Here is a 26,241-nt window from a genome sequence, read left to right on the forward strand (position 1 = left end):
CGCCGGCGGCCTGCCGGCCGCACACGCCGCGATCAACGCTGGCGTCCGCGCGTCCCGGTGAATAGGGAAGAGTGCACACAACGCGTGACAAATTCGTGATTATCCCCCGGGACCCGTGCCGCCGGGTTCCCCTTAGCGTGGTGGGCATGAGCCCCCTCGAACCGGGTTCGTTCCTTGCGGAGCTCACTCCGGCGGAACGCGACGACCTGGAATCCCGCGGCCGTGTCCGCGACTTCGCCCGGGGGGACACGCTGTTCGTCGAGGGGGACCGCTCCAGCTGGGTGGCGGTCCTGCTGAGCGGCCGGGTCAAGGCGTTCTCCTACCGCGAGCACGGCGGCGAGGCGCTGCTCGCGGTGCGCGGCCCCGGCGCCCTGCTGGGCGAGGTCGCCGCGATCGACGGCCTGCCCCGCTCAGCGACCGTCGCCGCGCTGGAGCCGGCGCGGGCGCTCGCCGTCACGGCCGAGGAGTTCATGGCGTTCCTGCAGGCGCACGGGCGCGTGTCCATCATCATCATGCGGATGCTGTGCCAGCGCTGGCGCGACGCGGACCGCAAGCGCGTCGAGTTCGGCATGTTCGACGCGACGGGCCGGGTGGCGCAGCGCCTCGTCGAGCTGGCGGAGCGGTTCGGGCAGCCCTACGACGGCCGCGCGGGCGCGGCGGGCCGCGGCGGCGGGCAGAGCGTCCGGATCACGCTGAACCTGTCCCAGGAGGAGCTGGCCGGGTGGGTCGGCGCGTCGCGGGAGGCGGTCAGCAAGGCGCTGCGGACGCTGCGCCGGCACGGCTGGATCGAGACGGGCCGCCGCCGGCTGATCGTGCACGACCTCCAGGCCCTGCGCCGCCACGCGCGCTGACGGCCGACCCGGTTCCGGGCGCCAACAGGCCGAGGCGGCCGCGGGCGGCGCCGGGGCGGGCCCGTACTCTGTGCAGGATGCAGCTACAGCAGCTCGCCTACTTCGTCGCGGTCGCGGAGGTGCGCCACTTCACGCAGGCCGCCGAGCTCCTGCGGGTGGCGCAGCCGTCGCTGTCCAAGCAGATCCGCGCGCTGGAGACCGAGCTGAACGCGCCCCTCTTCAGCCGCGCGCGGGGCAACATCACCCTGACGCCGGCGGGCGAGGCGCTGCTGCCGCTGGCCAAGCGCATCCTCGCGGACGTGGACACGGCGCGGCTGGAGGTGCAGGAGCTGACCGGGCTGCGGCGCGGGCGCGTCCGGCTGGGCGCCACGCCGTCGCTGTGCGCGGGGCTCCTCGCGGACGTGCTGCGCCGCTTCCATGACGACTATCCCGGCATCCAGCTGCTGGTGGAGGAGGGCGGGTCGCGGGACCTCGTCAAGGAGCTGACCCGCGGCTCGCTGGACCTGGCCCTGGTGATCCTGCCGCTGCACGGCGACCCGCCGCTGGACACCACGCCGATACTGCGCGAGTACCTGGTGGTGGCCTCCCCGGACGGCGACTCCGCGGCGGTGCAGATGCCGCGCCGCTCCTACCTGCGCATCGAGGACCTGCGGAACCGTCCGCTGGTGATGTTCCGGCCGGGGTACGACCTGCGCGAGGCGACGATCAGCGCGTGCCGGGCCTCGGGGTTCGAGCCGCGGTTCGCCGTCGAGGGCGGCGAGATGGACGCCGTGCTGCGGTTCGTCGAGGCGGGCCTCGGGATCGCGGTCGTGCCCAGCATGGTCCTCGCGGGACGGCCCGGCCTGCGCGGGACGCCGCTCGTCCTCGCCGACGAGGAGGCGCGGCGCGGCCACCACGGTCCCGGCCTCCTCCGCACGATCGCGCTGGCGCACCGCAAGGACGTCGACCTGACGCATGCGGCGCGCGCCTTCCAGGACCTGCTGTTGACGTTCCTCGTGGAGGCGGGCGCGGCGGGCAGCCTCCCCGCCGGCGTGGAGACCCTCCTCCACGACTGACCCGAAGCCCGAAGGCGAGGGCCGTCGTCGCCGACGCCGCCCGCGCGGCGCGTCAGCGGAGGTCGTCGGCGGCCTCGCGGTAGGCGTCGGCGGCGCGCCGGAAGTAGTCGAAGAGGACCGCGCGCTGCTCGGGCGCGTACCCCCCGATGATCTCGCCGATCCGGCGGCGGGCGGGCGCGAGGACGCGGTCCAGGTCCGCGGGTTCCCCGGCGGGTTCGACGATCACCTTGCGGCGGTCGTCCGGGGACGGGACGCGGCGGACGTACCCGGCCTGCTCCAGCCGGTCGATCAGCCGGGTGGTCGGCCCCGTCGTCAGCCCGGTCCGCGCGGACAGCTCGCCCGGCGTCATGGCCCCGGCGAGGTCGAGGATGTTCAGCGCGTACAGGTCGGTGGCGCCGAGCCCGCAGGCGCGGGCGCCGGCGGCGCCGTGCAGCATGACGGCGCTGAGGTAGCGCCGGTAGGTCTCCGACTCGGGCTCGGGCGTTGACATGCGACCTCCCGCCGCTTAATCTCTTCCTCAACGAAGAGAAATCTTCAAAGCAGAAACTTCTGCAAAGAAGCTATCACGGGAGGGACCCGCCATGACCGACGAGACCGCGATCCGCGCCCTGTTCGAGCAGCTCACCGACGCCTGGGCCCGCGGGGACGGCGCCGCCTACGGCGCCTGCTTCACCGCCGACGCCACCTACATCACCTACGTCGGCACCCTCTACCGCGGCGCGGAGGAGATCGGCGCCGCGCACCAGGCGCTCTTCGACAGCTTCCTGAAGGGCACGAAGCTGGCCTGCGAGATCGTCGACATCCGGATGACGGCGCCCGGCAGCGCCGTGGTCGTCACGCGCGGCGACACGTACAAGAAGGCGCCCGGCAAGCTCAAGAAGCTGCAGACGAACACCGTGGTCCGCTGCGCCGACGGCCGGTGGCGGCTCGCGGCCTTCCAGAACACCCTGCACAAGTCGCTGATGGAGGCCGTCTCCTTCCGGTTCCAGCCCGCCACGAAGCCTGCCACGAAGCCCGAGCCCGCCGTGGCGTCGGCGGCCCGCTGATCCGGTTCGGCGGCCCGGCCGCCGAAGGCGTTGTACGGTTGCGGGACGGGCGGCGGGCGGCGAGGGGAGGCCGGTGTGGACGACCGCACCTCCCGGCAGCGCCGTTTGGTGAGGCTGCTGGCGGGCTTCTTCGGCTTCGCCCTGACGGCCACCCTGTCGGTCGTCCCGAACGCGGCGGCCGTCGAGATCGTCCGGGTCGGGACGTCGGCGGCAGCGAGCGGCGCCGGCTCGCGGGGCATCGCGTCCTCGCCCGCCCGGGACCGCCGCTCCGCGCCCGCCTGGCCGCGGTTCTCCGCGGCGGACGTCCACCTCTGGAAACGGCTCGGGTTCGTCTCGCCCGAGCGGCACGGCGACCACTCGGTCCTGCCGTCCGCCGCTCCCGACCTGGCACTCCGGCGGGTCCGCGTCGCGGCCGCCTGGTCGCGCACGGTCGTCCCGGCGTCCGTCCACATCGGCACCGCGACGGTGCGAGGGCCTCCTACCGGTACGGGTTCCTGACGCTCATCTGTCATCGGCCGCAGTAGTCCTGCGGACGCTGCGGCGTCCCCGTATGGAGGCCAGTCATCTTTCGCTTCGCCATGCGGCGAGCGCGCCATGCGCTCGCCCGGTTCACCCTGCCCGCCCACCGGACGGACGCGGCGTGCTGACCGCGTTCGCCCGCGCGTTCCGGACCCCGGATCTGCGCAAGAAACTGCTGTTCACCCTGTTCGTCGTCCTCGTGTTCCGGCTGGGGCAGAACGTGCCGCTGCCGAACGTGGACGTGGCGGCGCTGAAGTCCGCCGCCGACGCCGCGAAGAAGAGCAACCAGCTGTACGGGCTGCTCGACCTCTTCAGCGGCGGCGCGCTGCTGAAGCTGTCGGTCTTCGCGCTCGGCGTCTACCCGTACATCACCGCGAGCATCATCCTGCAGCTGCTGACGGTGGTCGTCCCGAAGCTGGAGGCGCTGAAGAAGGAGGGGCAGTCCGGCACCACGAAGATCACGCAGTACACCCGCTACCTCACGGTCGCGCTCGCGGTCCTGCAGGGCGCGAGCGTCGTCGCGATGACGTCCGCCGGGCAGCTGTTCCAGGGCTCGGACGGGATCCTGCACGACAAGGGGATCTTCCCGATCGCGACGATGGTGGTCTGCATGGTCGCCGGGACGGCCGTCACGATGTGGCTGGGCGAGCTCGTCACCGAGCGGGGCGTCGGCAACGGGATGTCGGTGCTGATCTTCACGCAGGTGGTCGCCGTCTTCCCCGGCCAGCTGTGGGGCATCTACCAGGCCAAGGGCGGGTTCGTGTTCGCCCTGGTCATCGTCGTGGGGCTGGCCATCATGGCCGGCGTCGTCTTCGTCGAGCAGGCGCAGCGGCGCATCCCGGTGCAGTACGCCAAGCGGATGGTCGGCCGCCGCGTCTACGGCGGCACCTCGACCTACCTCCCGCTGAAGGTCAACCAGGCGGGGATCATCCCGGTCATCTTCGCCTCGTCGCTGCTGTACCTGCCGCTGCTCGCCACGCGGCTGTGGCCCGACGTGACATGGCTGCAGCGGATCCAGCCCTACCTGGACCAGGCGAACCCGTGGCATATGGGCGCGTTCTTCGCGCTGATCGTGTTCTTCACCTACTTCTACGTGGCGATCACGTTCAACCCGGTGGAGGTCGCCGGCAACATGCAGAAGTACGGCGGTTTCGTGCCCGGCATCCGGCCGGGACGTCCCACCGCCGAGTACCTCGACCACGTCCTGACGCGCGTCACCGCGCCCGGCGCGGCCTACCTGGGCCTCGTCGCGCTCATCCCGATGGCGGCGCTGGCGCTCCTGGACGTCGGCGACCAGTTCCCGTTCGGCGGGACGACGATCCTCATCGCCGTCGGGGTCGGGCTGGACACCGTCAAGCAGATCGAGAGCCGGCTCCAGCAGCACAACTACGAGGGGTTCCTGCGCTGAACGGGGCCCGCCGCCGGGACGCGCCGTCCCGGCGGCGGGCCCGCGTCACCGCGGGTTCACAGGTGCGGGGTCAGAGCGGCGAGGAGGTGGCGCTTGGGCTTGGCGCCGACCATCTGGTGGACGACCTCGCCGTCCTTGTAGAGCGTCAGCGTCGGGAAGCCGAGGACGCCGTACCGGCTCGCGATGTCGGGGTTCTCGTCGCCGTTCAGCGACGCGATGGTGAGGCGGTCGCCGAGCTCGGCGTCGAGCTGCTCAAGGATCGGCGCGATCATCTTGCACGGCGGGCACCAGTCGGCCCAGAAGTCGACGAGGACGGGGCCCGGGGCGTTCAGGACCTGCTCGTCGAAGGTCGCGCTGGTCACGGTGATCATCGGTCGCCTCCTGCGGGACGGTGCAGCCCGGGCAGGCCCGGGCGAGTTGGGCGGCCACGTCGGCGCGGCGCCGGACGAGGGTGGCGATCTCGGCGTCGATCTCGGCGAGCTTGCGGCGGTAGACCGCGACCGGCTCGGGGCACGCGTCGCCGGTGGCGTGCCCGGAGCGCAGGCAGTCCACGAACGGGCGGGTGTCCTCCAGCGTGAACCCGGCCGCGAGCAGCGACCGGATCTGCGCGACGAGCCGCAGGTCGGACTCGTCGTACTGGCGGTACCCGTTGGGCGCGCGGCGCGCGGTGATCAGCCCCTGCTGCTCGTAGAAGCGCAGCGTGCGGGTGCTGACGCCGGCGCGTTCGGCCAGCTCGCCGATCAGCATCGGAGATCCTCCTTCGGTGGCCGTCAGCGACCGTACGCCTTGACGTGCGCGTCAAGGTCAAGCGGCGCGGCAAGGTCGAGCGGCGCGGGCTCGGGACGGGTGTCGAAGGACTCCCGGGCGGTGAGGATGTCGCCCACGTTGGCGATGGCCCAGTCCGCGATGGCGCTGGTCAGGCGGCCGGCCTCGGCGCCGAGCGGGGTGAGGCCGTACTCGACGCGCGGCGGGACGGTCGGGTAGACGGTGCGGCTGACGAGGCCGTCGCGTTCGAGGGCGCGCAGGGTCTGGGTGAGCATCTTCTGGGTGATGCCGTCGAGGGCGCGGCGCATCTCGTTGAAGCGCATCGGCCCGTCGCTGCGGCGGAGGGCGGCGAGCACGTAGAGCGTCCACTTGTTGGCGAGGACCTCGATGACCGTGCGGGACGGGCAGTCGCGGCGGTAGGCCGGGGGCCAGTGATCACTCGGGGTGGTATCCACAAGGTACCTGGATATCAAACAGGTGCCTTCTTCACAACGGGTACCGGGGTCCTCCAGCATGGACGCCGTGCGGCCGGGCGGCCGCGGGGAAGGGGTGCCGGAGATGCGTGCTGTGGTCCAGCGGACGTGGGGCGGTCCGGAGGTGCTGGAGGTCGCCGAGGTCCCGCGGCCGGACGCGGGGCCGGGCGAGGTGCTGGTCCGGGTCGCGGCGGCCGGGGTGAACCCGGCGGACTGGAAGATCCGGTCGGGGGCCGTGCGGAGGCTCGCGGAGCCGCCGTTCACGCTCGGCCTGGACGTCGCGGGCGTGGTCGAGGCCGTGGGCGAGGGCGTGTCCGGGTTCCGGCCGGGGGACGCGGTGTTCGGGAACACGTTCCCGCCGGACGGTTCGTACGCCGAGTTCGCCGCGGTTCCGCAGGAGCGGCTCGCACACGTTCCGGACGGGCTGGACCTGGTGCAGGCGGCGGCGCTGCCGACCGCAGTGCTGACGGCGTGGCAGCCGCTCGTCCGGGTCGCGGGGGTGGGCGCGGGCCAGCGGGTGCTCGTGCACGCGGCGGCGGGCGGGATCGGGCACCTGGCCGTGCAGATCGCCAAGGCGCGCGGCGCGCACGTGATCGGCACGGCGCGCGCCGCCAAGCACGCGTTCCTGCGCGGGCTCGGCGCGGATGAGCTGGTCGACTACACGGCGGAGGACTTCGCGGAGACGGTCCGGGACGTCGACGTGGTCCTGGACCCGATCGCCGGCGACTACGGGCCCCGCTCGCTGCGGACGCTGAAGCCCGGCGGGCTGCTGGTCGACGTGCGCGGCACCGGTCCCGACCGGACGGAGGTGCGGCGGCTGGCGGACGAGCGGGGCCTGCGGTTCGTCGAGTTCGGGTTCACGCCGTCCGGCGCCGACCTGGCGGAGGCCGCGGGAGCGGGGGTGCGGGCCGTGGTCGAGGAGGTGCTGCCGCTGGCGGACGCGGCGAAGGCGCACGCGCTCAGCGAGACGGGACGGGTGACGGGGAAGATCGTCCTCGCCGTGTGAGGCGGACCCGCCGGACGAGGTGGAACAGCGCGGCGGGCGCGGCCGCGGTCCACAGGATCGCGGCGCCCGCGTGCTGGTCGTGCAGCGGAGCCGCGCCCCAGCGCCGTCCGAGGCCCTCGTACCAGCCGCCGCCGAGGACGGTCCCGTCCAGCATGAGGACGATCCCGGCGGCGACGAGCAGCAGCGGCAGGACGACCGGTACGCGCATGCTGCTGAAGAACGCCAGGCCGATGGCGAGGAAGCAGGCCATCGCCAGCGAGTGGAGCGCGTGGTTGGCGAGCGACGCACCGAACAGGGCCGAGACGTAATAGGCGTAGAGGCTCAGAAGGAACAGCGCTGAGGACACGGCCGGTTCCCTGAGGAACCGCACACCCCGGCTGTCGGCGGCGGCGGCGAGCAGCGAGCCCGCAGGTATGAGCTGCAAGGGACGTCCGTACAGAAGCAGTATCGGTGCCACCACTCCGACCAGGACGTGCTGCAGGGCGTGGGCGCTGAACAGGACCATGCTGTAGCGAGCGATACCGCTGCCCATGGCGAACAGTAGGACGCTCAACCCGGCGGCCCACGCGACGCTACGTCGCATGGGCCAGCTCCCTGCCCGCGCCACCCCGGCTCCGTACAGGACGGCGCCGAGGAGGACGAGCACAAGGAACAACGGGTCGATCCACCAGTGCGTCACGTACGCGGCGACGCCGGCCGGGCCGGGCAGCGGGAAGCCGAGCCGCAGCGCCACCGCGTCGATGGTGCCGGGCGAGACCTCGGGCGGCGGCGTCCGCGACAGGCCGGTCGCGAGCGCCATCGTCGCCGCCATCGCCACGATCTCGGCGGACCCGAGCCGGACGAACGGCCGGGGCGCCGACGCCAGCGCGGGGATCGTGGCGCGGCGGTGCCACCAGCCCATGGCGCCGAGGGCGACGAGCGCGGCGGCCTTCGCCACGATCAGCGCGCCGTAGCGCGACCCGAGGTGCAGGCCGCCGAGCCGGATCCACGCGTTCACCGCGCCGCTCGCCCCGACGACGGTGAACGCGACCAGCGCGAGCCCGCTGTAGCGCTCCACTACACGTGGCAACTGGTCCCGGATCTCCGGTGCGAGGAGGACGAGCGCCACCAGCCCGCCGATCCACAGCGCGGCGCCCGCGATGTGGGCGGCGAGGCTGAACACGGCGAGCGCATGGTGGGACCCGGTCGCGGCGTGGCCGGTGAACAGCGGCGGCATCAGCCCGGCGACCGCCGCGAGCAGCAGGTATCCGGCGGCGCCGGGGGCGGCGGGCAGCCGGGCCGCCCACCAGAGCGCGGCGGCGGCCGCGAAGACGAGGACCAGCGCCCGGCCCTGCGGCAGGTCGATGAGGAATGCCCGCAGCATGTCGCCGCTGATCCCGGTGAGGCCGATCCCGAACAGGTCGGACACGCTGAACGCCGCGAGCGCGAGCGTGCACAGCGCCCACGCCAGCGCGCTCAGCGACGCCGCCCGCAGGCACCGGCGCGCGGCGCCCGTCCCGGGGACGTACACGGCGGCGGCCAGCAGCCAGCCGACCGTCACGGTGGACGCGGCGTTCACGCCGAGCTTGGCGACGGTGAGGCCGGTCTCGGTCAGCGCGCCGGCCTCCGACAGCCCGGGCGCCGCGGCGGCGCCGAGCGACCCGCCGAGCCGGACGACCAGCGCGAGGACGAGCAGGGCCGCCGCGAGCGCCGCCGTCACGAGGAGGGGCCGGTCGGTCCCGGGTGCCTGCCGCGGTTGCGTTGCCACGGCGGAGGATACGCAGGAACCGGGGCGGAAGGTTCAGCGCGCACTAAAGTGTCCGCCATTCCGGCGACGCGTACGGACATCCGGTGAGGGGACGATGAGCGCCAACGACGGTGGCAACACCTACCTCGAGAAGGTCGTCGCGCAGCAGGCCGTCCTGGAGGGCGACCTGAGGTCGCGCCGGTCGGCGCCGCCGCCGCCCGGCGCGGTGCCGCCGCCGGGGCCGCTGGCCAAGCGGGACCGCGCGCTCGGCGGCGCGCCCGCCGCGTCCCCCGAGCACGCCGAGGCGGGCCCGGTCGAGGTGCGCATCAAGGGCTTCTGGCGGTGGAAGAACGTGCTGGTCCCGCCGAACGCCTTCGTCGTGCACACCCGCCGGGGGCGCGCGGAGCCGCTGCACATCGGGCTGGGCGTGTCGTTCCGGTTCAACCCGTCCACGGACTCGTTCCTGGTGGTGCCGGGCGCGACGCAGACGATCCTGATCAACGCGTACTGCATCTGCAGCGAGCTGCAGGGCGTGCTCGTCCAGGGCTACGTCCAGTGGATCATCCAGGACTTCGCGACCGCCTACCGCAAGCTCGACTTCGGCGACGCGCAGGACCCGATGCGGGTGGTGAACCTGCAGCTGCGCGAGCAGGCGGAGGCGGCGATCAAGGACAAGGTCTCCAGCATGGGCGTGCGGGACGTGCTGAGCGACAAGCAGCCGATCATCGAGGAGCTGACCGCGCGGCTGCGCGCCGTCGCCGAGGGCGAGGACCACAGCGACCGCGGGCTCGGGCTGCGGATCGTCACCGTCCAGATCAAGGAGGCGGTGGTCAGCTCGTCGCGGCTGTGGGAGAACCTGCAGAAGCCGTACCGGGCCGAGCAGGGCCGCATCGCGCGGCTGGCGGAGCTGGAGGCGGAGGAGGCCGTCGCGCAGCGGGAGATGGCGGCGCAGCGGGTGAAGGAGACGCAGCGGCTGGAGCACGAGCGGGAGCTGGCGGAGCTGCGGTCGCGCAACGAGGCGGAGCGGTTCGACACCGAGACGGCGGAGAAGCTGCGCCGCACCCGCCGCGAGCACGACGACGCCCGCGAGGTCGCCGAGCTGGAGACGGAGACGACCCGGCACGCGCTGCGGATGGAGCGGGAGCGGCACGCGGAGGAGGCCGAGACGGGACGGCTGCGGATCGAGCGCGACCACGAGCTGAACCGGCTGCGGGTCGAGGGCGAGCTGGCGCTGAAGGAGACGCGGGAGCGGTCGCACCACGAGACGGCGCTGCTGGGCCTGGAGCGCGACCGGGCCCGCGCCGCGATGGACAACGAGCAGACGCCCGCGGCGATCCAGGCGCGGCTGATCACCCGGCTGCCCGACATCCTGGAGCGGCTGCCGAAGCCGGACGAGCTGCGCACCGTCACCGTCAACGGCGCCGACCAGACCAGCGTCGCCGGGCTGCTGACCCAGCTCGCCGCGGTGATCGGGGCGCTGCGCGCCGCGACCGCGGAGGCCCCGGCCGTCACGGGCGGGGCGGCTCCGGAGGGAAGCGGACGGGCAGCGCGGTGAGCGCCCGGTGGAACGGGCCGGGACGCCATTCCAGCTCGTCCACCGGGACGGCCAGTTCCATGTCGGGCAGCCGGTCGAGGAGCTTCTCGATGGCGACCGACGCGATGAGCCGCGCCTGGCCCTTCGCGGGGCAGGTGTGCGGGCCGGCGCTGAACGCCAGGTGGGCGCGGTTGCCCGCGCGCCCGGCGGCGGCCCGCGAGGGGTCGGTGTTGGCCGCCGCGTAGGAGATGACGACGGGCTGGTCGGCGGGCAGCAGGCGGCCGCGGAACTCGACGTCCTGCCGCGGGTAGGTGATCCCGAAGTTCGCCATGGGCGGGTCGGTCCACAGGATCTCGTCGAGGGCGTCCTCGACCGGGAGGCTGCCGCCGGACAGGTCGCCGCCGAACCGGTCGTCCGACAGCAGCAGCCGCATGCCGTTGGCGATGAGGTTCTGCTCCGGCTCGACGCCGCCGCCGAGCAGCGTGACGAGCTGGTGCAGCATCTCCCCGTCGGTCAGCTCGGACGGGTGGGCCAGCAGCCACGACGTCACGTCCGCGCCCGGCCTCTCCCGCTTCAGCGCGACGAGCTCCATCGTCGCGCCGCCCAGCAGCGCGTTGCTCGCCTCGGCGTCGACGCCGTTGAGGATGCCGCCGAGCCCGGTCAGCATCCGCTCGCCGATGTCCGGCGGGCAGCCGAACAGCTCCAGCACCACCCGCGTCGGCAGCATCCGCGCGTACCCGGAGATCAGCTCGACCTCGCCGTCCGCGGCGAAGCCGTCGATGACGAGGTCGGCGTTGCGCTCGATGTTCTCGCGCAGCGCGGCCGGGTCGACGCGGGCCAGCCCGTCGACGACGGCGGACCGCAGCCGCGCGTGCGCGGGGCCGTCCGCGGCCTGGCAGTTCTCCCGCCACATCATCACCGGCAGCACCGGGCAGTCCGCGGGCACGCCCTCCTGCCAGCGCCGCGCGTCCTTCGGGAACGTCGCCGGGTCGCGCAGCACCTCCAGCGCTGCGTCGTAGCCGAGGACGAGCGTCGCCGGGACGCCCGGCGCCAGCTCGACCGGGGCGAGGTCGCCGTGCTCGCGCATCCGCGCGTAGACGCGTTCGGGCGCCTCCGCGAACTCCGGCCCGTACATGGCCACGCGGTCTGCCTCGACAGGCGCTCCGGTCATTGCGGGGGGAACCTCACGGGCAGCGCGACCAGCGCGCGGTGGAAGGGGCCGGGGCGCCATTCCAGCTCGTCCGCCGGGACGGCCAGTTCCATGTCGGGCAGCCGGTCGAGCAGCATCTCGATCGCGGCGGACGCGATGACCCGCGCGTGGCCCTTGGCCGGGCAGGTGTGCGGGCCCGCGCCGAAGGCCAGGTGGGCGCGGTTGCCCGTCCGGGCGTGCGAGGCGCGGGACGGGTCGGTGTTCGCCGCCGCGTACGAGATCAGGACGGGCTGGTGGGCGGGCAGCCGGTGGCCGTGGAAGTCGACGTCCTGCCGGGGGAAGGCGGTGTTGTAGTTCGCCATCGGCGGGTCGGTCCACAGGATCTCGTCGAGGGCGTCCTCGACGGGGAGGCTGCCGCCGGACAGGTCGCCGCCGAACCGGTCGTCGGCCAGCAGCAGCCGCAGCCCGTTGGCTATGAGGTTCTGCTCCGGCTCGGTGCCGGCGCCGAGCAGCAGCGTGAGCTGCTCGGCCATCTCGTCGTCGTCGAGCTCGGCGGGATGGCTCATCATCCAGGACGCCACGTCCGCGCCGGGGCTCTCCCGCTTGAGCGCGACGAGGTCCCGCGCGGCCTCGCCGAGCATGGCGTTGGCCTCCTCCGGGGAGACGCCGTCGAAGATCCCGCTCATGCCGCGCACCAGCCGGTCGCCGATCTCGGGCGGGCAGCCGAACAGCTCGCGGAACACCAGCAGCGGCAGCACGCGCGCGTACTCGCCGATGAGGTCGGCCTCGCCCGCGCCGGCGAACGCGTCGATCAGCGTCGCCGCGGCCGTCTCGGTGTGCTCGCGCAGCGCGGCGGGGTCCACCCGGTCGAGGCTCTCCTTGATCACCGCGCGGAGGCGCGCGTGCGTGGCGCCGTTGGTGAACAGGGCGTTGGGGCGGCTCATCATCATCGGCAGCACCGGGCATTCCGGGCCCACCGACACCTCCCACACCGTGCTGCAGCGCGGGAAGGTCTCCGCGTCCCGCATGATCTCCAGCGCCGCGTCGTAGCCGAGGACGAGCGTCGCCGGGACGCCGGGCGACAGCTCGACCGGGGCGAGGTCGCCGTGCTCGCGGAGCGCGGCGTACACGCGGCCGGGGTCGGCGGCGAACTCCGGCCCGTAGAGGCGTCCCGGCTCGGTCCCGTCCTCTCCGGCGCCGTCCACGGGACGGGTCTGGTCGACGGTCATCAGCCCTCCCCGCCGAGCGTGAGCAGATGGTCGACGAGCGCGATCAGCGCGTGCGTGGACGACGCCCGGTCCCGCGCGTCGCAGGTGACCAGCGGCGTCGACGGCGCGAGGTCGAGGGCCTCGCGCACCTCCGCGTCCGGGAACTCCGGCGACCCGTCGAACCGGTTCACCGCCACCGCGTACGGCAGGCCCTGCTTCTCCACGATGTCCATGACGGCGAACGACTCCTGCAGCCGCGCGGTGTCCACCAGGATCAGCGCGCCGAGCGCGCCGCGCGCCAGGTCGTTCCAGAGCCGGGTGAAGCGCTGCTGGCCGGGCGCGCCGAACAGGTACAGGACGAGGTCGTCGCTCAATGTCAGCCGGCCGAAGTCCATCGCGACGGTGGTCGTCGTCTTGTCGCGGACGCCGGCCAGGTCGTCGACGGTCGCGCCCGCCTGCGTCATCCGCTCCTCGGTGCGCAGCGGCCTGATCTCCGACAGCGTCCCGACGTAGGTCGTCTTGCCGACCGCGAAGTGCCCCACGATGAGGATCTTGACCGCGGTCCGGACGGTCTCGCGCAGGTACGGGCCGCTCCCCGCGAGAGCGGTGTCAGAGGCTGGCGCGGAGTCCATCGAGCACCTCCTGCAGGAGCCGGGTCCGGGACGTCGGGGCGGCGGCCGCGGGCGCGCGTGTGGTGAGGTGGCCGCTGTCGACCAGGTCGGACAGCAGCACCTTCGTCACCCCGACGGGCAGGGCCAGATGTCCGGCGATCTCCACGACCGACAGCGCGCCGCCCCGGCACAGCTCGACGATCCGCAGCTTCTCCGGGGACAGCCCGGTACGGGGCAGGTCGCCGGCCGAGATCACCAGCGTGACCAGGTCGAACACGTTGCGGGACGGGTGCGCCCGGCCGCCGGTGACCACGTGCGGGCGCACCAGCGCGCGCTCGTTGCGGCGGCTCATGCGCGGGTGTCCGCGCCCGGGCGCGGCGGGCTGGTCAGCTCCTTGCCCAGCCGCTGCACCAGCTCCTGGAGCCGGAACGACACCGTCTCCATGTCCACGTGCTGCGTCGCCGACACCGCCAGGTAGGCGCCCGGCCCCGCCGCGACGAGGAACACGTACCCGTCGTCGAACTCGCTGACGGTCTGCCGCCACGTGGTGCCCGCGTCGCCGCAGAACTCGGCGGTGCTGCGGGCCAGCGACTGCAGCCCGGACATGCCCGCCGCCTGCCGCTCCGCCTCGTCCCGGCCGATGCGCTCCGAGTGGGCCATCAGCAGCCCGTCGGCCGACAGCAGGATCGCGTACCGCGTCTCGGGCATCCGCAGGGCGTCGTCGAGCATCCATCCGAGCCGGTTCGTGCCGTCGTCCATCGCGCCGTTCCACCCCTCGTTCATGGCCGCAGGTCCTTTCCTTCAACGCCCGGGGGCGGCACCGGAGTGCCGGTGGCCGGCGTGCCCGCGCGGCCGGACCGGGTGCCGCGCTGCCAGGCGCCGAGCCCGGCGGCGGTCTCCCGCGGCGGGCGCACCGGCTCGGCCCAGGAGGCCGGCTCGGCCGCGTCCGGCTCGTCCGGTTCGGGGGCGCGGTCGGCGACCGCGACGCGGCTGCGCTTCGGCAGACCGTGCTGGGTGGACGGAACGTCCGCCGCGTCCGCGGCCCGCGCGCGCTCGCCGCCGGCACCGGACGCGGCGGGCCGCGTCCTCGGGTCGTCGGGGACGTCGGTGAGCAGCGTGCTCGGCACGAACACGACGGCGCGCACGCCGCCGTAAGGGGACCGCGAGTCGACCGACACCGTGAACCCGTACCGGGCGGCGAGCACGCCCGCGACGGCGAACCCGACGCGGGGCGGGTCGCCGAGCCGGTGCACGTCCACCGACGCCTCGCCGGACAGCAGCTCGGCGGCCCGCTGCAGCTCCTCGGCGTCCATCGCGACGCCCGCGTCGTCGATGGTGATCGCGACGCCGTTGTGCGCGGTGCGGAAGTTGACCTCGACGGCGGTGTCGGGACGGGAGTGGCGGGCGGCGTTGTCGAGCAGCTCGGCGAGCGTCAGCACGACCGGCTCGACCGCCCGCGCGGTGATCGCGACGTTCACCGGGCCCTCGAGGTTGACCCGCAGGTAGTCGCGGATGCGGGAGGTCGCGCCGCGCACCACGTCGGTCATCGAGGACGCCGAGCGCTGCTGGCCCGGCCACGACCCGCACAGCACGGCGGTGGCCTGCGCGCGCCGTCCGAGCTGGGCGTTCATGTGGTCGATGCGGAGCAGGCCGTCGAGCACGTCGGGGTCGTCGTGCCGCTCCTGCATGGTGGAGATCGCGAGCTGCTGCTCGTTGGCGAGGCTCTGCACGGCGCGCATCATCGCGCGGAGGGTCGACTTGGCGGACTGGTCGGCCCGCGCCCTGACCCGGTCGGCGGACCCGGCGAACAGGTCCATCACCGTCTGCAGGGACTGGCCGAAGGCGGGCGCCTTGCGGGTGAGGTCGTGCAGCGGCCCGGCGACGCGCATGCCCGGGTTGTGGAGGGAGTCCATCAGCTCGGGCAGCCGGACGTCGGCGAGGTGCCGCAGCTCCTTGTCGCGCAGCTCGACGCCGGCCGCGAGGGCGGCGTTCTGGTCGCGGAGCTCGGCGGCCAGCCGCCGCTGGCGGGCCAGCTGGACCGCGGCGGCGACGCCGGCGGCGGCCACGACGACGAGCGCCGCCAACAGGATTTGCTCCATCAGGTCCTCGTGCACAGGGGAGTCGGGCGAGGCGGGCCGGCGTGGCCCGTCCCGTGGCCGGTGGGGTGGGTTCCGGCGGCGCCGGCCGGGGAGGTGACGCGCCGCGGTTTCGTGACCGTAGGCCGGGGCGGCGCGGGGGCGCTTGTGCGCGCGCGCAGAGAACTTGCCCCGGGGCGCATGCCATGATCACCGGTAGTCCGATACGCGTTACTTTCCGGCGTGTTCGGCTGATTTGGCGGCGGTGCTCGTACTACCCTCACCTGCGGCGGGCCGCCGTGATCAGCGCGTCCCCGACGTCTGCTCCGGCGCCGCCCGCCCGGGTGCGGCACGGCGGAAGGGCAGGGGTGGACGACGGCGCCTACCAGCTCGTCCTGCGCCGGTCGGAGCAGATCGACTGCGTCCGCACCGCCGGCCAGGCGCGCCGCGAGCGCACCGACGCCTACCGCCTCCTGCTGCCGCTCGACGGCGAGCTGACCCTGGCCCAGGACGGCCGGGAGGCGCGGCTCCGTCCCGGCACCGGCGGCCTCGTCACGCTGGCCGAGCCGTTCCGGATCGGCATCGCCGCCGGGCACGGTCCCGCCGCGGGGAACGGTCCCGGCGCGCCCCGCTTGCGGGACGCGGGCCGGCGCGGCGCCCCCGCCCGGGCGTTCGTCATGACGATCCCGGGACGGGAGATGGACCGCCGGCTGCGCCGCCCGTCCCCGGTCGCCACCCGCCTCGACCTGTCCACCGGACTCGGCCGCGTCGTCGCCGACATGGTCCGCGCCGTCGGCGAGGAGCGCCGCGCGCTCAGCGCCGCCCAGTTCGACGCCGCCTGCGACCGGATCACCGAGCTGCTCTGCGTGATCGTCGCCGGCCGGCAGCGGCCCGCCGCGCCCGGCCACCTCGCCGAGGTCGAGGCGGTCGTGCGCCGCTACGTGCGCGAGCACGCCACCGAGCCCGGCCTCACCGGCGCCGCCGTGGCGCAGGACCTCGGCTGGTCGCTGCGCCAGGTGCAGCTCGCGCTCCAGCACGCCGGGACGACGCCGCGCGAGCTGATCCGCGAGGAGCGGCTCCGGCTCGTCCGGGACCGGCTGCGCAACCCGCAGGACCGCGACGTCACCATCACCGACATCGCGCACGCCACCGGGTTCTCCTCGGCCAGCGCGCTCAGCACCGCGTTCCGGCGCCGGTTCGGGGTGAGCCCGCGCGAGCTGCGGCACGCCGCGCACTGACCGCCCGGGGGCCGTCCGGGGACCGTCCGGCGACCGGCCGCCGCCGGACACCGAGCGCGACCGGATTGGCACGCTTTTCCATTCACCCCGCGCGGACCCCGGGGTTACCATTCGGCTGACTTCGTCGGACGGGGCAGACGCGGGTAGGAGCGTGCGCTCGTGGATCTCGGCCCCCACCACCTCCGGATGATCGAGGCCGTCGCGGCGACCGGCAGCATCAGCAAGGCCGCCGCCCGGCTCGGGCTCACCCAGCCCGCCGTCAGCACGATGCTGCGCCGCGTCGAGGGCCACCTCGGCGTGCAGCTGTTCGTCCGGTCCCCGGAGGGGGTGCTGCCGACGCCGGTCGGCGCGGAGGTCGCGACGCGGGCGCGCGCGGCACTGGCCTGTATCGACGACCTGAACGCGGCGCTCGCGCACCGCCGCGACCCGGCGTCGGTGCCGTCGCTGCGGCTCGGGGTGCAGGCGTGCCCGGCGCTGACCCGGCTGAGCGACCACCTCGGCGAGCTGTCGGCGTCCGCGCGGCTGCACCTGCGCGTCGACCCGGGCGGCGGCCGGATCCCCGCGCTGCTGGCGTCCGGCGCGCTCGACGTCGGGCTGTTCCAGGAGCCCGACGGGCCCGGCCGCCCGCTGCGCGAGGGCCTGCGGCGGCTGGTGCTGGTGGAGCGCGAGCCGGCGCTGGTCGGGATGTCGGCGGCGAGCCCGCTGGCCGCCGGCCGCACCGTCGCCCTCGCCGAGCTGGCCGAGCACGACTGGATCGACGACCCGCTCGACGACGGCCCCTGGCCGGCCTACTTCCGCGCCGCCTGCGCCGCCGCCGGGTTCCAGCCGCGGGTGCGGTTCTGGGCGACCGACTGGCAGATCTCCTCGTCGCTGATCCGGTCGGGACGGGCCATCGGCATCTACCAGCCGACCGCCGGCCCCCGCGACGGCGTCGCGTTCCGGCGGATCACCGGCGACCCGCTCGCCCAGCGGGTCGTGCTGGTGTGGCGCCCGGAGGCGGAGGACGCCGCCATGCGGCTGCGCACCGTCTTTACCGACGTCTACCTGGAGCTCGTCCGGGCGCAGCGCGTCTACGGCGAATGGTGGGACGAGCACCCCGAGGCCCACCCGGCCCTCCGATGACGTGTTCACGGGGCGCGTCCCGCAGGCCGCGGAGCGGGCGGGCCTGCGGGACACGCCCCGAAGCGCGGGTTCAAGGAGGGGGGACGAGAACCCGCGTGCGGCGGCTACCCGGGAACGCGCCTGCGGCGGGCCGCGACGATGCCGGCCGCCGCGGCCAGCGCGCCGCCGGCGCCGAGGGCGGACAGGAGCGGCGCCGCGCCCCCGCCGTCGCCCCGCTTCCCGACGCCCGTGCGGGGCGTGTAGCCGCCGAGCCTCCCGGACCGCTGGTAGGACGATCCGGGCATCTTGTCGGCGTACCGGGTGCGGACCAGGGCCCGGTACGCCGCCACCGTCACGCCGCGTTTCCCGACCGACGTCGTGGCGGTGGGGTTCAGGCCGGTGACCCGGCCGTCCTTGAGCCGGTACCAGGCGTTGATCTGCGGCTCGGTGAACACCGTGCCGCCGCCGGCGCGCGCCGGGTAGGCGGCCTCGTCGGTGCCGGAGATCACGTTCATGACCGTCCAGCCCTTGCCCTGCCTGGTCAGCCACATGGTGGCGTGCTGGCCGGTCGCCGAGTGCGCGCCGACCGCGAGGTAGGCGAACGCGGCGACGGGCGCGTCCTGCCCCTTCACGAACGCCGGGTTCAGGGTGTAGACGGGCCGGACCGCGCCGTCCAACTCGGGCGCCTTCGCCGCCTTGGCGGCCTTGCCGACGGCCTGGCTCGTCAGCTTCCCGTGCTGGTGCTGGTCGAGGTGGACGAAGAAGGTCGCGAGCCGGTCCTTGGCGGCGGGCGCGGCGGCGACCTTCGCCGCTGCGGCCGTGTCCGCGGGGGACGGGGCGGCCGGGGACGGGGCCGGACCGGCGGCCAGCGCCGTCCCGGTTCCCGCGAACATCGTGACGCCGAGGCCGGCGGTCACCGCTCCCGCGGCGAGCTTCGCTGATGCGCGCATGTCAACCACCGATCCCCGACAGGGCCTCGCCCCACTGGAACTGGTAATTGCTGACGTAACTGCTGTAGTCCATTTCGGAGTACCGGGGGCTGGACGGCCACGGGTCGCCGTAGGAGATGGTCTGGCTGCTCGGGTCGTAGCCGTAGATGACCTGGGAGTGCCCGCCTCCGGCGGACCAGTAGATGCCGGTCTGGATGGGGCGCTGCCCGTCGATCTCGCCTTCCACGCCCTGGAACGAGAGGGGCCCGCTGACGTAGCCGGGGGTCAGCCCGAGCGCCTGGAACGCGCGCTGGTCCCATTCGAGCTGCCCCGCCTCGTTGGGGCAGTAACTGCCCTGCGGGTAGCCGCGCGCGAGATCGCAGAAATCGTTCTGGCTGACGTTGCCGGCGCCGAAGTACTTGGCGATCGTCAGCCCGCTGGCGGCCCAGCACCACTGGTCCTGCTGCTGCACCTGCTGGGTGATGGGGAGTTCGCCGGCCGCGGCGACTCCGGTGCCGGCCGCGGCGGCGAGGGCGCCCGCCGCGACCGCGGCGGCCCCGCACGCGAGCCGCCATCGTGCCCGGGCGGGCCGGGTACGCGTTCTCATTCGCTTCCGCCTTTTCTCCCGGCGTGCCGAAGAGCGCCTCGCGCACGGGGAGCCGTGCAATTCCGTCCGGTGCCGGGGTGGATTCTCCGGACGGAAATGCCGTGCGCGAGGCCGAAGGAACGCGATTACAGTCTCATTCGCACGGAAAACCGGGAAATGCCAGCAGGTCATAACCCCCGGCTATGACCCCGTACCGGCCGACGAACCTTCCCGGTCAGGGCGGGGCGGCGGGGAGGGTCACCGTCACGGACAGGCCACCTTCAGGGCGGGGGCGGGCGGTCACGTCGCCGTCGTGGGCGCGGACGATCGACTGGACGATGGACAGGCCGAGGCCCGCGCCCTTGGCGGTGACGACGCGGTCGCCGTCGAGGCGGCGGAACGGTTCGAACAGGCCCGGCACCTCGTAGGACGGGACGGGCGGCCCCGAGTTGGCGACCTCCAGGACGGCGCGCCCGTCCCGGGTGCCGGACGTGACGCGCACCCAGCCGCCCGGGCCCGAGTTGTGGCGGATGCCGTTCTCGACGAGGTTCTCCACGACGCGTTCGAGGAGCAGCGCGTCGCCGCTGGTCATGGCCTCGCCGGGGACGGTCGTGACGGTGATTCCGGCCTGCTCGGCCTCCGGCGCGGTCCGGGCGGCGACGTGCGGGACGACGTCGGCGAGGTCGACCGGGGCGCGGCCGGTGATCTCGTTCTCCGAGCGGGCGAGGAGCAGCAGCCCGCCGATGAGCCGCTCGTGCCGGGAGGTGATCTGCAGCAGGTCCTCGCCGAGGCGCAGCACGTCGGGGGACGCGGTCTTGCGGTGCATGGCGACCTCGACCAGCGCGCGGCCCAGCGTCAGCGGGGTGCGCAGCTCGTGGGAGGCGTTCGCGACGAAGCGGCGCTGCCCGTCGAAGGACCGGTCGAGCCGCTCGACCATCGTGTCGAAGGTGTCGGCGAGCTCCCGGACCTCGTCGTGCGGGCCGCGCAGGGCGATCCGCTCGTGCAGGACGCGGTCGGCGGCGGGCGCGCGGGCGATCCGCCGCGCGGTCTCGGTCACCCGGTGCAGCGGGGCGAGGACGCGTCCGGCGATCAGCCAGCCGAAGCCGGCGGCGATGCCGGCGACGACGAGCAGCGCGATCGACCCCTGGGTGACCAGGGATTTCGTCGCGGCGGCCTCGTACTCGTCGTGCTGCTTGCGCATCAGGCGTTCGATCTCGGCGGTCGCCTTGGCGGTGTCGGGGACGGCGCGGGGCGTCCCGTCCACGTTCAGCAGCGTGCGGTCCCCGCCGCTGGGCGGCTGCTGCGTCGTGACGCGGGCGAGGACCCGCGTCCCGGACCGGTCGAGCTGCTGGGTGAACAGCCCGTACGTGACGCCGAGGAGCAGCAGGCCGGCGGCGAGGAACAGGCCGCCGTAGGTCAGCGTGAGGCGGGCGCGCAGCGAGACGCGGCGCGGCCCGCCGATCGCGGAGATCTTCACGGGATCCGGTACCCCGCTCCCTTGACGGTCTCGATGACGGGCGGCTCGGCGAGCTTGCGGCGCAGCTTCAGGACGGTCAGCCGGACGGCGCCGGTGAACGGGTCGGCGTGCTCGTCCCACGCCTTCTCCAGCAGCTGCTCGGCGGACACGACGGCGCCGTCCGCGCGCAGCAGCTCGGCCAGGACGGCGAACTCCTTGCGCGCCAGCGGGACGTACCGGCCGTCGCGGAACACCTCGCGGCGCGCCGGGTCGAGGGTGATCCCGGCGCGGCGCAGCGTCGGCGGCGCGGCGGGCCGGGACCGGCGGCCGAGGGCGAGGACGCGGGCGGCCAGCTCGGCGAACGCGAACGGCTTGGTGAGGTAGTCGTCGGCGCCGAGGCCGAGCCCGGCGACCCGGTCGGTGATCTCGGCGGCGGCGGTCAGCATCAGCACCCGGGCCGCCGCGCCCGCCGTGACGAGCTCGCGGCAGACGTCGTCGCCGTGCACGACGGGCAGGTCGCGGTCCAGCACGACGACGTCGTAGTCGTTGACGCCCGCGCGTTCGAGGGCGGACGCCCCGTCGTGCGCGAGGTCGACGGCGTGCGCCTCGTCCCGCAGCCATTCCGCGATCGCGTCCGCGAGGAGCGGTTCGTCCTCCACCACCAGCACCCGCATGCCGTTCCTTCCGCCAGGTCCTGATCGCCGATGGTGCCGGGCGGTGTGTTTCCTCGCCGTAAGGCCCCGGGGCGGGGGCGGGCGGAAACGGTGGGGAAACGTGCGGCCGCGTTGCATCGCTCCTCGTCCGGCCGGAGCACGTCCGGCCGCCGAACGAGGGGACGAGACATGCGACTGCGCACCCAGGGCGCCCTTGCGGCGCTGCCGCTGGTGATGGCGCTCGCGCTGACCGGCTGCGGGTCGAAGGACGGCGGGGACGGCGGGGTGGCGTCGGCGGGCGGCGGCAAGCAGGCCGCCGCGTCCAAGAGCGCCGACCCGAAGGAGATGGGGGTGAAGTACGCCCAGTGCATGCGCGAGCACGGCGTCCCGATGGACGACCCGCAGGGCGGCCGCGTGACGCTGAAGATCGACGGCAGCACGCCGAAGGAGAAGGTCGACAAGGCGCAGGAGGCGTGCCGGCAGTACAACCCGATGGAGAACGGCGCCGCGAAGGCCGATCCGAAAATGCAGGAGAAGGTCCGGGAGTTCTCCGAGTGCATGCGCAAGAACGGCGTCGAGGACTTCCCGGACCCGAAGCCGGGCCAGCAGGGGATCATGATGGACAAGAAGCTGTCCGAGGACCCCGATTTCAACACCGCGCAGCAGAAGTGCAAGGACGTCATGGGGGGCGGTCCGAAGTGACGGCCCTCGGGGAGCGGGCGGCCGAGGACGGGGGGCGCCGCGCGCGGCGGCGCCGCCCCGGCCGGCGGGCGGCGCTCGCGGCGGCGGCCGCCGTGGCCGTCGCCGGCGGTGCCGCCGCCGTCGCGCTGAACACCGGCGGCGGCTCCGGCGAGGACCGGGCGACGGGCCTGCCGCCGAACACGACGCAGGTCACGCGGCAGACGCTGAAGGACGAGCAGACCGAGGACGGCTCGCTCGGCTACGGCCCGACCTACACCGCGACGAGCCGGCTGCAGGGCACGCTGACCAAGGTTCCGGAGAGCGGCGACGTCATCAAGCGGGGCCAGGAGCTGTACGAGGTGGACGGCGATCCGGTGGTCCTGATGTACGGGTCGAAACCGGCGTACCGTCCGCTGCGGATCGGCACGGAAGGGTCGGACGTCGAGCGGTTCGAGAAGAATCTGAAAGCGCTCGGCTATGACGGGTTCACCGTCGACGAGGAGTACACGTCCGACACCGCGGAGGCCGTCAAGGAATGGCAGGACGACCTCGGGCTCGACGAGACCGGGACGGTCGAGTTGGGCCGGGTGGTGTTCGCGCCGGAGCCGATCCGGATCGACAGCCTCCAGGCGAACGCCGGGGACCCGACGGGCCCCGGCCGGAAGGTGCTCACCTACACCGGCACCGACAAGGCGGTCACCGTCGAGCTGGACACGACCGACCAGCGGATGGCCCGCAAGGGCGCCGCGGTCGACGTCACGCTCCCCGACGACACGACGGTGACCGGGAGGATCGACGAGGTCTCCACGGTGATCCAGCCGGGCCAGGGGCAGGACGACGACCCGTCCACGAAGGTGGAGGTGACGATCTGGCTGCGGTCGTCGAAGGCGCGCAAGGCCGCGGCGAAGTACGCGCTCGCCGCCGTCGACGTCACGTTCACCGCGGGCACCCGCAAGGACGTGCTGACGGTCCCGGTCACCGCGCTGGTCGCGCTGTCGGAGGGCGGGTTCGGCGTCGAGGTGGTGAAGGGCTCGACGTCGTCGTACGTCCCGGTGAAGACGGGGCTGTTCGCGGACGGGCGGGTCGAGGTGTCCGGCGCGGGCATCGCCGAGGGCACCGCCGTGGGGGTCCCGAAATGATCGAGCTGCGCGAGGTGACCAAGGAGTACCCGGGCGGCGTCCGGGCGCTCGGCGGGGTGTCGCTGCACGTCGGCGCCGGGGAGCTGGCCGCGATCGTCGGGCCGTCGGGGTCGGGGAAGTCGACGATGCTGAACGTCCTCGGCACCCTGGACCGGCCGACGTCCGGGACCGTCCGCATCGACGGGCACGACGTCGGCCGGCTGTCGGACGCGGCGCTGTCGGCGCTGCGGGCGAGCCGGATCGGGTTCGTGTTCCAGCAGTTCCATCTCGCGGCGGGCACCCGCGCGCTCGACAACGTCGCCGACGGGCTCCTGTACTCGGGGCTGCGGCCGGCGGCGCGGCGGCGCCGGGCGGCGGACGCGCTGGAGCGGGTCGGGCTCGCGCACCGGATGCACCACGAGCCGCACGAGCTGTCGGGCGGCGAGCGGCAGCGCGTCGCGATCGCCCGGGCCGTCGCGGGGGAGCCCGCGCTGCTGCTGGCGGACGAGCCGACGGGCGCGCTGGACTCGGCGTCCGGGGACGGGGTGATGGCGCTGCTGCGCGAGCTGCACGCGTCCGGCACCACCGTCGTGATCATCACGCACGACCGGGAGATCGCGGCGGGGCTGCCGCGCCGGGTCCGGATGCGGGACGGCCTGGTGGTCGAGGACTCGGCGTTGCCCGCGCGGGCCGAGCCGGCGGAGGCGGCGCGATGACCGCGGCGGCGCTGCGCCCGGCCCGGCTCGGGCCGGGCGACGTGGTGAAGGTCGGCGCGGTCGGGCTGCGGACGCGGCCGATGCGGGCGTTCCTGTCCGCGCTCGGCATCGCGATCGGGATCGCGGCGATGGTCGCGGTCGTCGGGGTGTCGTCGTCGTCGCGCGCCGACCTCGACCGCGCGCTCGCGGCGCTCGGCACGAACCTGCTCACGGTCACGCCCGGCAGCACGCTGACGGGCGGGCAGGCGCAGCTCCCGCTGGAGGCCGAGCAGATGGTCGCGGGGATCGGGCCGGTCGAGGAGGTGTCGGCGATCGGCCTGCTGGACGGGGCGAAGGTGTACCGGAACGGGAAGATCCCGGAGTCGCAGACCAACGGGCTGGCCGCCTACGCGGCCCGCACGGACCTGCGGGCGGCGACCGGGGCGCGGCTGCGCAGCGGGGTGTGGCTGAACGCGGCGACGCAGGACTTCCCGGCGGTGGTGCTCGGCTCGTCCGCCGCGGACCGGCTCGGCATCGGGCACGCCGGGACGGACGTGCAGGTGCTGGTCGGCGGCAAGTGGTTCACGGTGGTCGGCATCCTCGCCCCGGCGCCGCTCGCGCCGGAGCTGGACACGGCCGCGCTGGTCGGCTGGCCGGCGGCGCAGCAGCGGCTCGGCTTCGACGGCCACGCGACGACGATCTACACGCGGTCGCGGGACGCGAGCGTCGAGCAGGTCCGGGACGTGCTCGGCGCGACCGCGAACCCGGAGGCGCCGAACGAGGTGCAGGTGTCGCGGCCGTCGGACGCGCTCGCCGCGAAGAAGGCGGCGGGGGAGGCGTTCACCGGGCTGCTGCTCGGCGTCGGCGCGGTGGCGCTGCTGGTCGGCGGGGTCGGGGTGGCCAACACGATGGTCATCTCGGTTCTGGAGCGGCGGGCGGAGATCGGGCTGCGGCGCTCGCTCGGCGCGACCCGCGGCCAGATCCGCACCCAGTTCCTCGCGGAGTCGCTGCTGCTGTCGGCGCTCGGCGGGCTCGGCGGCGCCGCGATCGGCGCGCTGGTCACCGGCGGCTACGCCGTCTACCAGGGGTGGCCGGTCGTGATCCCGGCCTGGGCGGTGCTCGGCGGCGTCGCCGCGACGCTGGTGATCGGCGCGGTCGCGGGGCTGTACCCGGCGATCCGGGCGTCCCGCCTGTCGCCGACGGAGGCGCTCGCGGCCCCCTGATCGCGATTGACATAGTCACCACTATCTGAATATCGTCTGCTATATGGATAGCGACGACGATGAGAAACCGAGGCGGCTGACCCGCGCCGAGGCCAAGGCGCGCACCCGGCGCCGGCTGCTGGACGCGGCGGCGCGCGTGTTCGCCCGCAAGGGGTACGCGGGGGCGCCGGTCGAGGAGATCGCCGAGACGGCGGGCTATTCGATCGGCGCCCTGTACTCCAACTTCGGCGGCAAGGAGGAGCTGTTCCTCGAGCTGGTCGCCGACGGCGCCCGGGCGCGGGTCGAGCGGGGCCGGCAGACCCTCGACGCCGTGCAGGCCGGCGCCGAGGACCCCGAGTCGGCACTCGGCCGGTTCTTCATGGAGGCCGCCGACAAGGACGACGACCTGCCCCTCCTGCAGGCCGAGCTGTGGCTCTACGCCATGCGGAACCCGCAGCTCAGGGACGCGCTGGCCGCCGCGCAACGGGAGCCGCGGGCGGCCCTCGAAGGGCTCATGGAACCGGTCCTGGCGCGCGTCGGCGCGTCCGGCGCCGTCCCCGCCTCCGACGTCGCCACGGTCGCGAGCGCGATGTTCCAGGGCCTGCTGCGGCAGCGCCGCCTCGACCCGCCGAGCGTGCCGGACGACCTGCTCCGCCAGGCCATGCGCTGGCTGTTCGTCGGCATCGCCCACACCTCCGACCCGCTGCCCGAGGAGCCGTCGTGACCCGCCAGGACCTTCCCCTGCCCCGCCGCGCCACCGCCCTCGCGGGCCCCCGGTCCGTCCGGCGCGGGTACCTCATGGCCGGCCTGATCATGGGCGCCGTCTGGGCCTGGAACGCGGGCCAGCCCGTGTGGGAGCACGCCCTGAAGTTCGGGCTGCTGCTCTTCGTCGGCGTGCCGCTGCTGCACCTCGTCCAGAAGCGCCGGACGGCCGGGCGCCCGCAGGAGGGGCCGCGGCTGTCGCTCGGCCGCGCGGTCGTCGCCAAGGGCGTGCTGCTCGCCGCCGCGCTGCTCGCCTCGTACCTGCTGCGGTCGACGCCGCACGGCGACCTCTACGTCGCCGCCGGCCTGGTCGCCGCCATCGCCGGCATCGGCCCGCTCCTGCACCGCCACCTCGTCGCCCGCTGACCCCGGGCGGGCGCCCGCGCGGGGGCG

Annotated in this window: 30 protein-coding genes; 15 read left to right on the forward strand and 15 right to left on the reverse strand. The window is 74.3% G+C overall.

Translation table 11 applies throughout. The annotated features are described in order from the left end of the window. The first annotated feature begins 146 nt into the window (after positions 1-146). Positions 147-851: a Crp/Fnr family transcriptional regulator gene (locus AB0C78_RS10255; protein WP_360744698.1), complete on the forward strand. Its 705-nt coding sequence runs from the start codon at positions 147-149 to the stop codon at positions 849-851. Between the two features lie 77 nt (positions 852-928). Further along, positions 929-1,906: a LysR family transcriptional regulator gene (locus AB0C78_RS10260; RefSeq protein ID WP_360744701.1), complete on the forward strand. Its 978-nt coding sequence runs from the start codon at positions 929-931 to the stop codon at positions 1,904-1,906. 52 nt (positions 1,907-1,958) lie between these two features. On the opposite strand, the gene AB0C78_RS10265 is transcribed toward AB0C78_RS10260, so the two are convergent. Further along, complete coding sequence (locus AB0C78_RS10265) at positions 1,959-2,396, reverse strand: MarR family transcriptional regulator (RefSeq protein ID WP_151542398.1); 438 nt, start codon at positions 2,394-2,396, stop codon at positions 1,959-1,961. A 91-nt stretch (positions 2,397-2,487) separates the two neighbouring features. On the opposite strand from AB0C78_RS10265, the gene AB0C78_RS10270 reads away from it, so the two are divergent. The 3 genes from AB0C78_RS10270 to secY all read left to right on the forward strand — a co-directional run bounded on the left by AB0C78_RS10270 (position 2,488) and on the right by secY (position 4,879). After that, entirely contained in the window at positions 2,488-2,952 is a 465-nt protein-coding gene (locus tag AB0C78_RS10270; protein ID WP_360744704.1) for an SgcJ/EcaC family oxidoreductase, read from the forward strand. A 75-nt stretch (positions 2,953-3,027) separates the two neighbouring features. Beyond that, entirely contained in the window at positions 3,028-3,450 is a 423-nt protein-coding gene (locus AB0C78_RS10275; protein WP_360744707.1) for a hypothetical protein, read from the forward strand. Between the two features lie 142 nt (positions 3,451-3,592). Further along, a complete protein-coding gene (gene secY, locus AB0C78_RS10280; RefSeq protein WP_360744710.1) occupies positions 3,593-4,879 on the forward strand; it encodes a preprotein translocase subunit SecY in 1,287 nt (428 codons plus the stop codon). 56 nt (positions 4,880-4,935) lie between these two features. Here secY and trxA read toward each other — a convergent pair whose 3' ends face one another. The 3 genes from trxA to AB0C78_RS10295 are packed head-to-tail and all read right to left on the reverse strand — an operon-like array spanning position 4,936 to position 6,099. Further along, entirely contained in the window at positions 4,936-5,250 is a 315-nt protein-coding gene (trxA, locus tag AB0C78_RS10285) for a thioredoxin (protein WP_360744713.1), read from the reverse strand. Further along, on the reverse strand, positions 5,132-5,626 hold the full coding sequence (locus tag AB0C78_RS10290; protein ID WP_360744716.1) for a MerR family transcriptional regulator: 495 nt from the start codon (positions 5,624-5,626) through the stop codon (positions 5,132-5,134). The genes trxA and AB0C78_RS10290 overlap by 119 nt, the downstream gene beginning before the upstream one ends. Before the next feature lie 23 nt (positions 5,627-5,649). Next, positions 5,650-6,099: a helix-turn-helix domain-containing protein gene (locus tag AB0C78_RS10295; protein WP_360744719.1), complete on the reverse strand. Its 450-nt coding sequence runs from the start codon at positions 6,097-6,099 to the stop codon at positions 5,650-5,652. 103 nt (positions 6,100-6,202) lie between these two features. Here AB0C78_RS10295 and AB0C78_RS10300 point away from each other — a divergent pair, with 103 nt between their 5' ends. Continuing rightward, positions 6,203-7,123 (forward strand): NADP-dependent oxidoreductase, encoded by a 921-nt coding sequence (locus AB0C78_RS10300; RefSeq protein ID WP_360744722.1) that lies wholly within the window; start codon positions 6,203-6,205, stop codon positions 7,121-7,123. Here AB0C78_RS10300 and AB0C78_RS10305 read toward each other — a convergent pair. Continuing rightward, positions 7,077-8,870: a cytochrome c oxidase assembly protein gene (locus tag AB0C78_RS10305; protein WP_360744725.1), complete on the reverse strand. Its 1,794-nt coding sequence runs from the start codon at positions 8,868-8,870 to the stop codon at positions 7,077-7,079. The genes AB0C78_RS10300 and AB0C78_RS10305 overlap by 47 nt on opposite strands. A gap of 94 nt (positions 8,871-8,964) precedes the next feature. Between AB0C78_RS10305 and AB0C78_RS10310 the strand changes: the two genes are divergently transcribed. Beyond that, positions 8,965-10,404, forward strand: a complete 1,440-nt coding sequence (locus AB0C78_RS10310) for an SPFH domain-containing protein (RefSeq protein ID WP_360744728.1) — start codon at positions 8,965-8,967, stop codon at positions 10,402-10,404. Here AB0C78_RS10310 and AB0C78_RS10315 read toward each other — a convergent pair. Genes AB0C78_RS10315 through AB0C78_RS10340 form a run of 6 tightly spaced genes read right to left on the reverse strand, consistent with a single transcriptional unit; the run spans position 10,358 to position 15,451 of the window. Beyond that, entirely contained in the window at positions 10,358-11,554 is a 1,197-nt protein-coding gene (locus AB0C78_RS10315) for a cytochrome P450 (RefSeq protein WP_360744731.1), read from the reverse strand. The genes AB0C78_RS10310 and AB0C78_RS10315 overlap by 47 nt on opposite strands. Then, positions 11,551-12,762, reverse strand: coding sequence for a cytochrome P450 (locus AB0C78_RS10320; RefSeq protein ID WP_360744734.1), 1,212 nt, complete (start codon positions 12,760-12,762; stop codon positions 11,551-11,553). Before AB0C78_RS10320 ends, AB0C78_RS10315 begins: the two co-directional genes overlap by 4 nt. Continuing rightward, on the reverse strand, positions 12,762-13,373 hold the full coding sequence (locus AB0C78_RS10325; protein ID WP_360744737.1) for an ATP/GTP-binding protein: 612 nt from the start codon (positions 13,371-13,373) through the stop codon (positions 12,762-12,764). Before AB0C78_RS10325 ends, AB0C78_RS10320 begins: the two co-directional genes overlap by 1 nt. Then, positions 13,351-13,704 (reverse strand): DUF742 domain-containing protein, encoded by a 354-nt coding sequence (locus AB0C78_RS10330; RefSeq protein WP_360744740.1) that lies wholly within the window; start codon positions 13,702-13,704, stop codon positions 13,351-13,353. The genes AB0C78_RS10325 and AB0C78_RS10330 overlap by 23 nt, the downstream gene beginning before the upstream one ends. Next, a complete protein-coding gene (locus AB0C78_RS10335) occupies positions 13,701-14,135 on the reverse strand; it encodes a roadblock/LC7 domain-containing protein (protein WP_225991901.1) in 435 nt (144 codons plus the stop codon). Before AB0C78_RS10335 ends, AB0C78_RS10330 begins: the two co-directional genes overlap by 4 nt. Beyond that, positions 14,132-15,451, reverse strand: a complete 1,320-nt coding sequence (locus AB0C78_RS10340) for an ATP-binding protein (RefSeq protein WP_360744743.1) — start codon at positions 15,449-15,451, stop codon at positions 14,132-14,134. The genes AB0C78_RS10335 and AB0C78_RS10340 overlap by 4 nt, the downstream gene beginning before the upstream one ends. 182 nt (positions 15,452-15,633) lie before the next feature. On the opposite strand from AB0C78_RS10340, the gene AB0C78_RS10345 reads away from it, so the two are divergent. Continuing rightward, complete coding sequence (locus AB0C78_RS10345; protein WP_360744746.1) at positions 15,634-16,665, forward strand: AraC family transcriptional regulator; 1,032 nt, start codon at positions 15,634-15,636, stop codon at positions 16,663-16,665. Between the two features lie 159 nt (positions 16,666-16,824). Beyond that, positions 16,825-17,787, forward strand: coding sequence for a LysR family transcriptional regulator (locus AB0C78_RS10350; RefSeq protein ID WP_360744749.1), 963 nt, complete (start codon positions 16,825-16,827; stop codon positions 17,785-17,787). A gap of 104 nt (positions 17,788-17,891) precedes the next feature. On the opposite strand, the gene AB0C78_RS10355 is transcribed toward AB0C78_RS10350, so the two are convergent. From AB0C78_RS10355 to AB0C78_RS10370, 4 genes are all read right to left on the reverse strand, one after another. Continuing rightward, entirely contained in the window at positions 17,892-18,716 is an 825-nt protein-coding gene (locus AB0C78_RS10355; RefSeq protein ID WP_360744752.1) for a hypothetical protein, read from the reverse strand. A 1-nt stretch (position 18,717) separates the two neighbouring features. Continuing rightward, positions 18,718-19,302, reverse strand: coding sequence for a papain-like cysteine protease family protein (locus tag AB0C78_RS10360; RefSeq protein ID WP_360744755.1), 585 nt, complete (start codon positions 19,300-19,302; stop codon positions 18,718-18,720). A 214-nt stretch (positions 19,303-19,516) separates the two neighbouring features. Continuing rightward, on the reverse strand, positions 19,517-20,758 hold the full coding sequence (locus AB0C78_RS10365; protein ID WP_360744758.1) for a HAMP domain-containing sensor histidine kinase: 1,242 nt from the start codon (positions 20,756-20,758) through the stop codon (positions 19,517-19,519). Further along, the gene (locus AB0C78_RS10370; protein WP_360744761.1) at positions 20,755-21,411 is read right to left on the reverse strand and encodes a response regulator transcription factor; all 657 of its coding nucleotides are present in this window, start codon (positions 21,409-21,411) and stop codon (positions 20,755-20,757) included. Before AB0C78_RS10370 ends, AB0C78_RS10365 begins: the two co-directional genes overlap by 4 nt. Positions 21,412-21,579: 168 nt before the next feature. On the opposite strand from AB0C78_RS10370, the gene AB0C78_RS10375 reads away from it, so the two are divergent. Genes AB0C78_RS10375 through AB0C78_RS10400 form a run of 6 tightly spaced genes read left to right on the forward strand, consistent with a single transcriptional unit; the run spans position 21,580 to position 26,214 of the window. Next, positions 21,580-22,092 (forward strand): hypothetical protein, encoded by a 513-nt coding sequence (locus AB0C78_RS10375; RefSeq protein WP_360744764.1) that lies wholly within the window; start codon positions 21,580-21,582, stop codon positions 22,090-22,092. After that, on the forward strand, positions 22,089-23,210 hold the full coding sequence (locus tag AB0C78_RS10380; RefSeq protein ID WP_360744767.1) for a peptidoglycan-binding protein: 1,122 nt from the start codon (positions 22,089-22,091) through the stop codon (positions 23,208-23,210). The genes AB0C78_RS10375 and AB0C78_RS10380 overlap by 4 nt, the downstream gene beginning before the upstream one ends. Further along, positions 23,207-23,905, forward strand: a complete 699-nt coding sequence (locus AB0C78_RS10385) for an ABC transporter ATP-binding protein (RefSeq protein WP_151544874.1) — start codon at positions 23,207-23,209, stop codon at positions 23,903-23,905. The genes AB0C78_RS10380 and AB0C78_RS10385 overlap by 4 nt, the downstream gene beginning before the upstream one ends. After that, positions 23,902-25,107, forward strand: a complete 1,206-nt coding sequence (locus tag AB0C78_RS10390; protein WP_360744770.1) for an ABC transporter permease — start codon at positions 23,902-23,904, stop codon at positions 25,105-25,107. The genes AB0C78_RS10385 and AB0C78_RS10390 overlap by 4 nt, the downstream gene beginning before the upstream one ends. A 43-nt stretch (positions 25,108-25,150) precedes the next feature. After that, positions 25,151-25,810, forward strand: coding sequence for a TetR/AcrR family transcriptional regulator (locus AB0C78_RS10395; protein ID WP_360744773.1), 660 nt, complete (start codon positions 25,151-25,153; stop codon positions 25,808-25,810). Further along, complete coding sequence (locus AB0C78_RS10400; RefSeq protein ID WP_360744776.1) at positions 25,807-26,214, forward strand: hypothetical protein; 408 nt, start codon at positions 25,807-25,809, stop codon at positions 26,212-26,214. Before AB0C78_RS10395 ends, AB0C78_RS10400 begins: the two co-directional genes overlap by 4 nt. The last annotated feature ends 27 nt before the right edge of the window (positions 26,215-26,241 follow it).

It is taken from the genome of Actinomadura sp. NPDC048394 (genome assembly GCF_040651755.1).
In the GTDB taxonomy this organism is placed as follows: Bacteria; Actinomycetota; Actinomycetes; order Streptosporangiales; family Streptosporangiaceae; genus Spirillospora; species Spirillospora montaniterrae.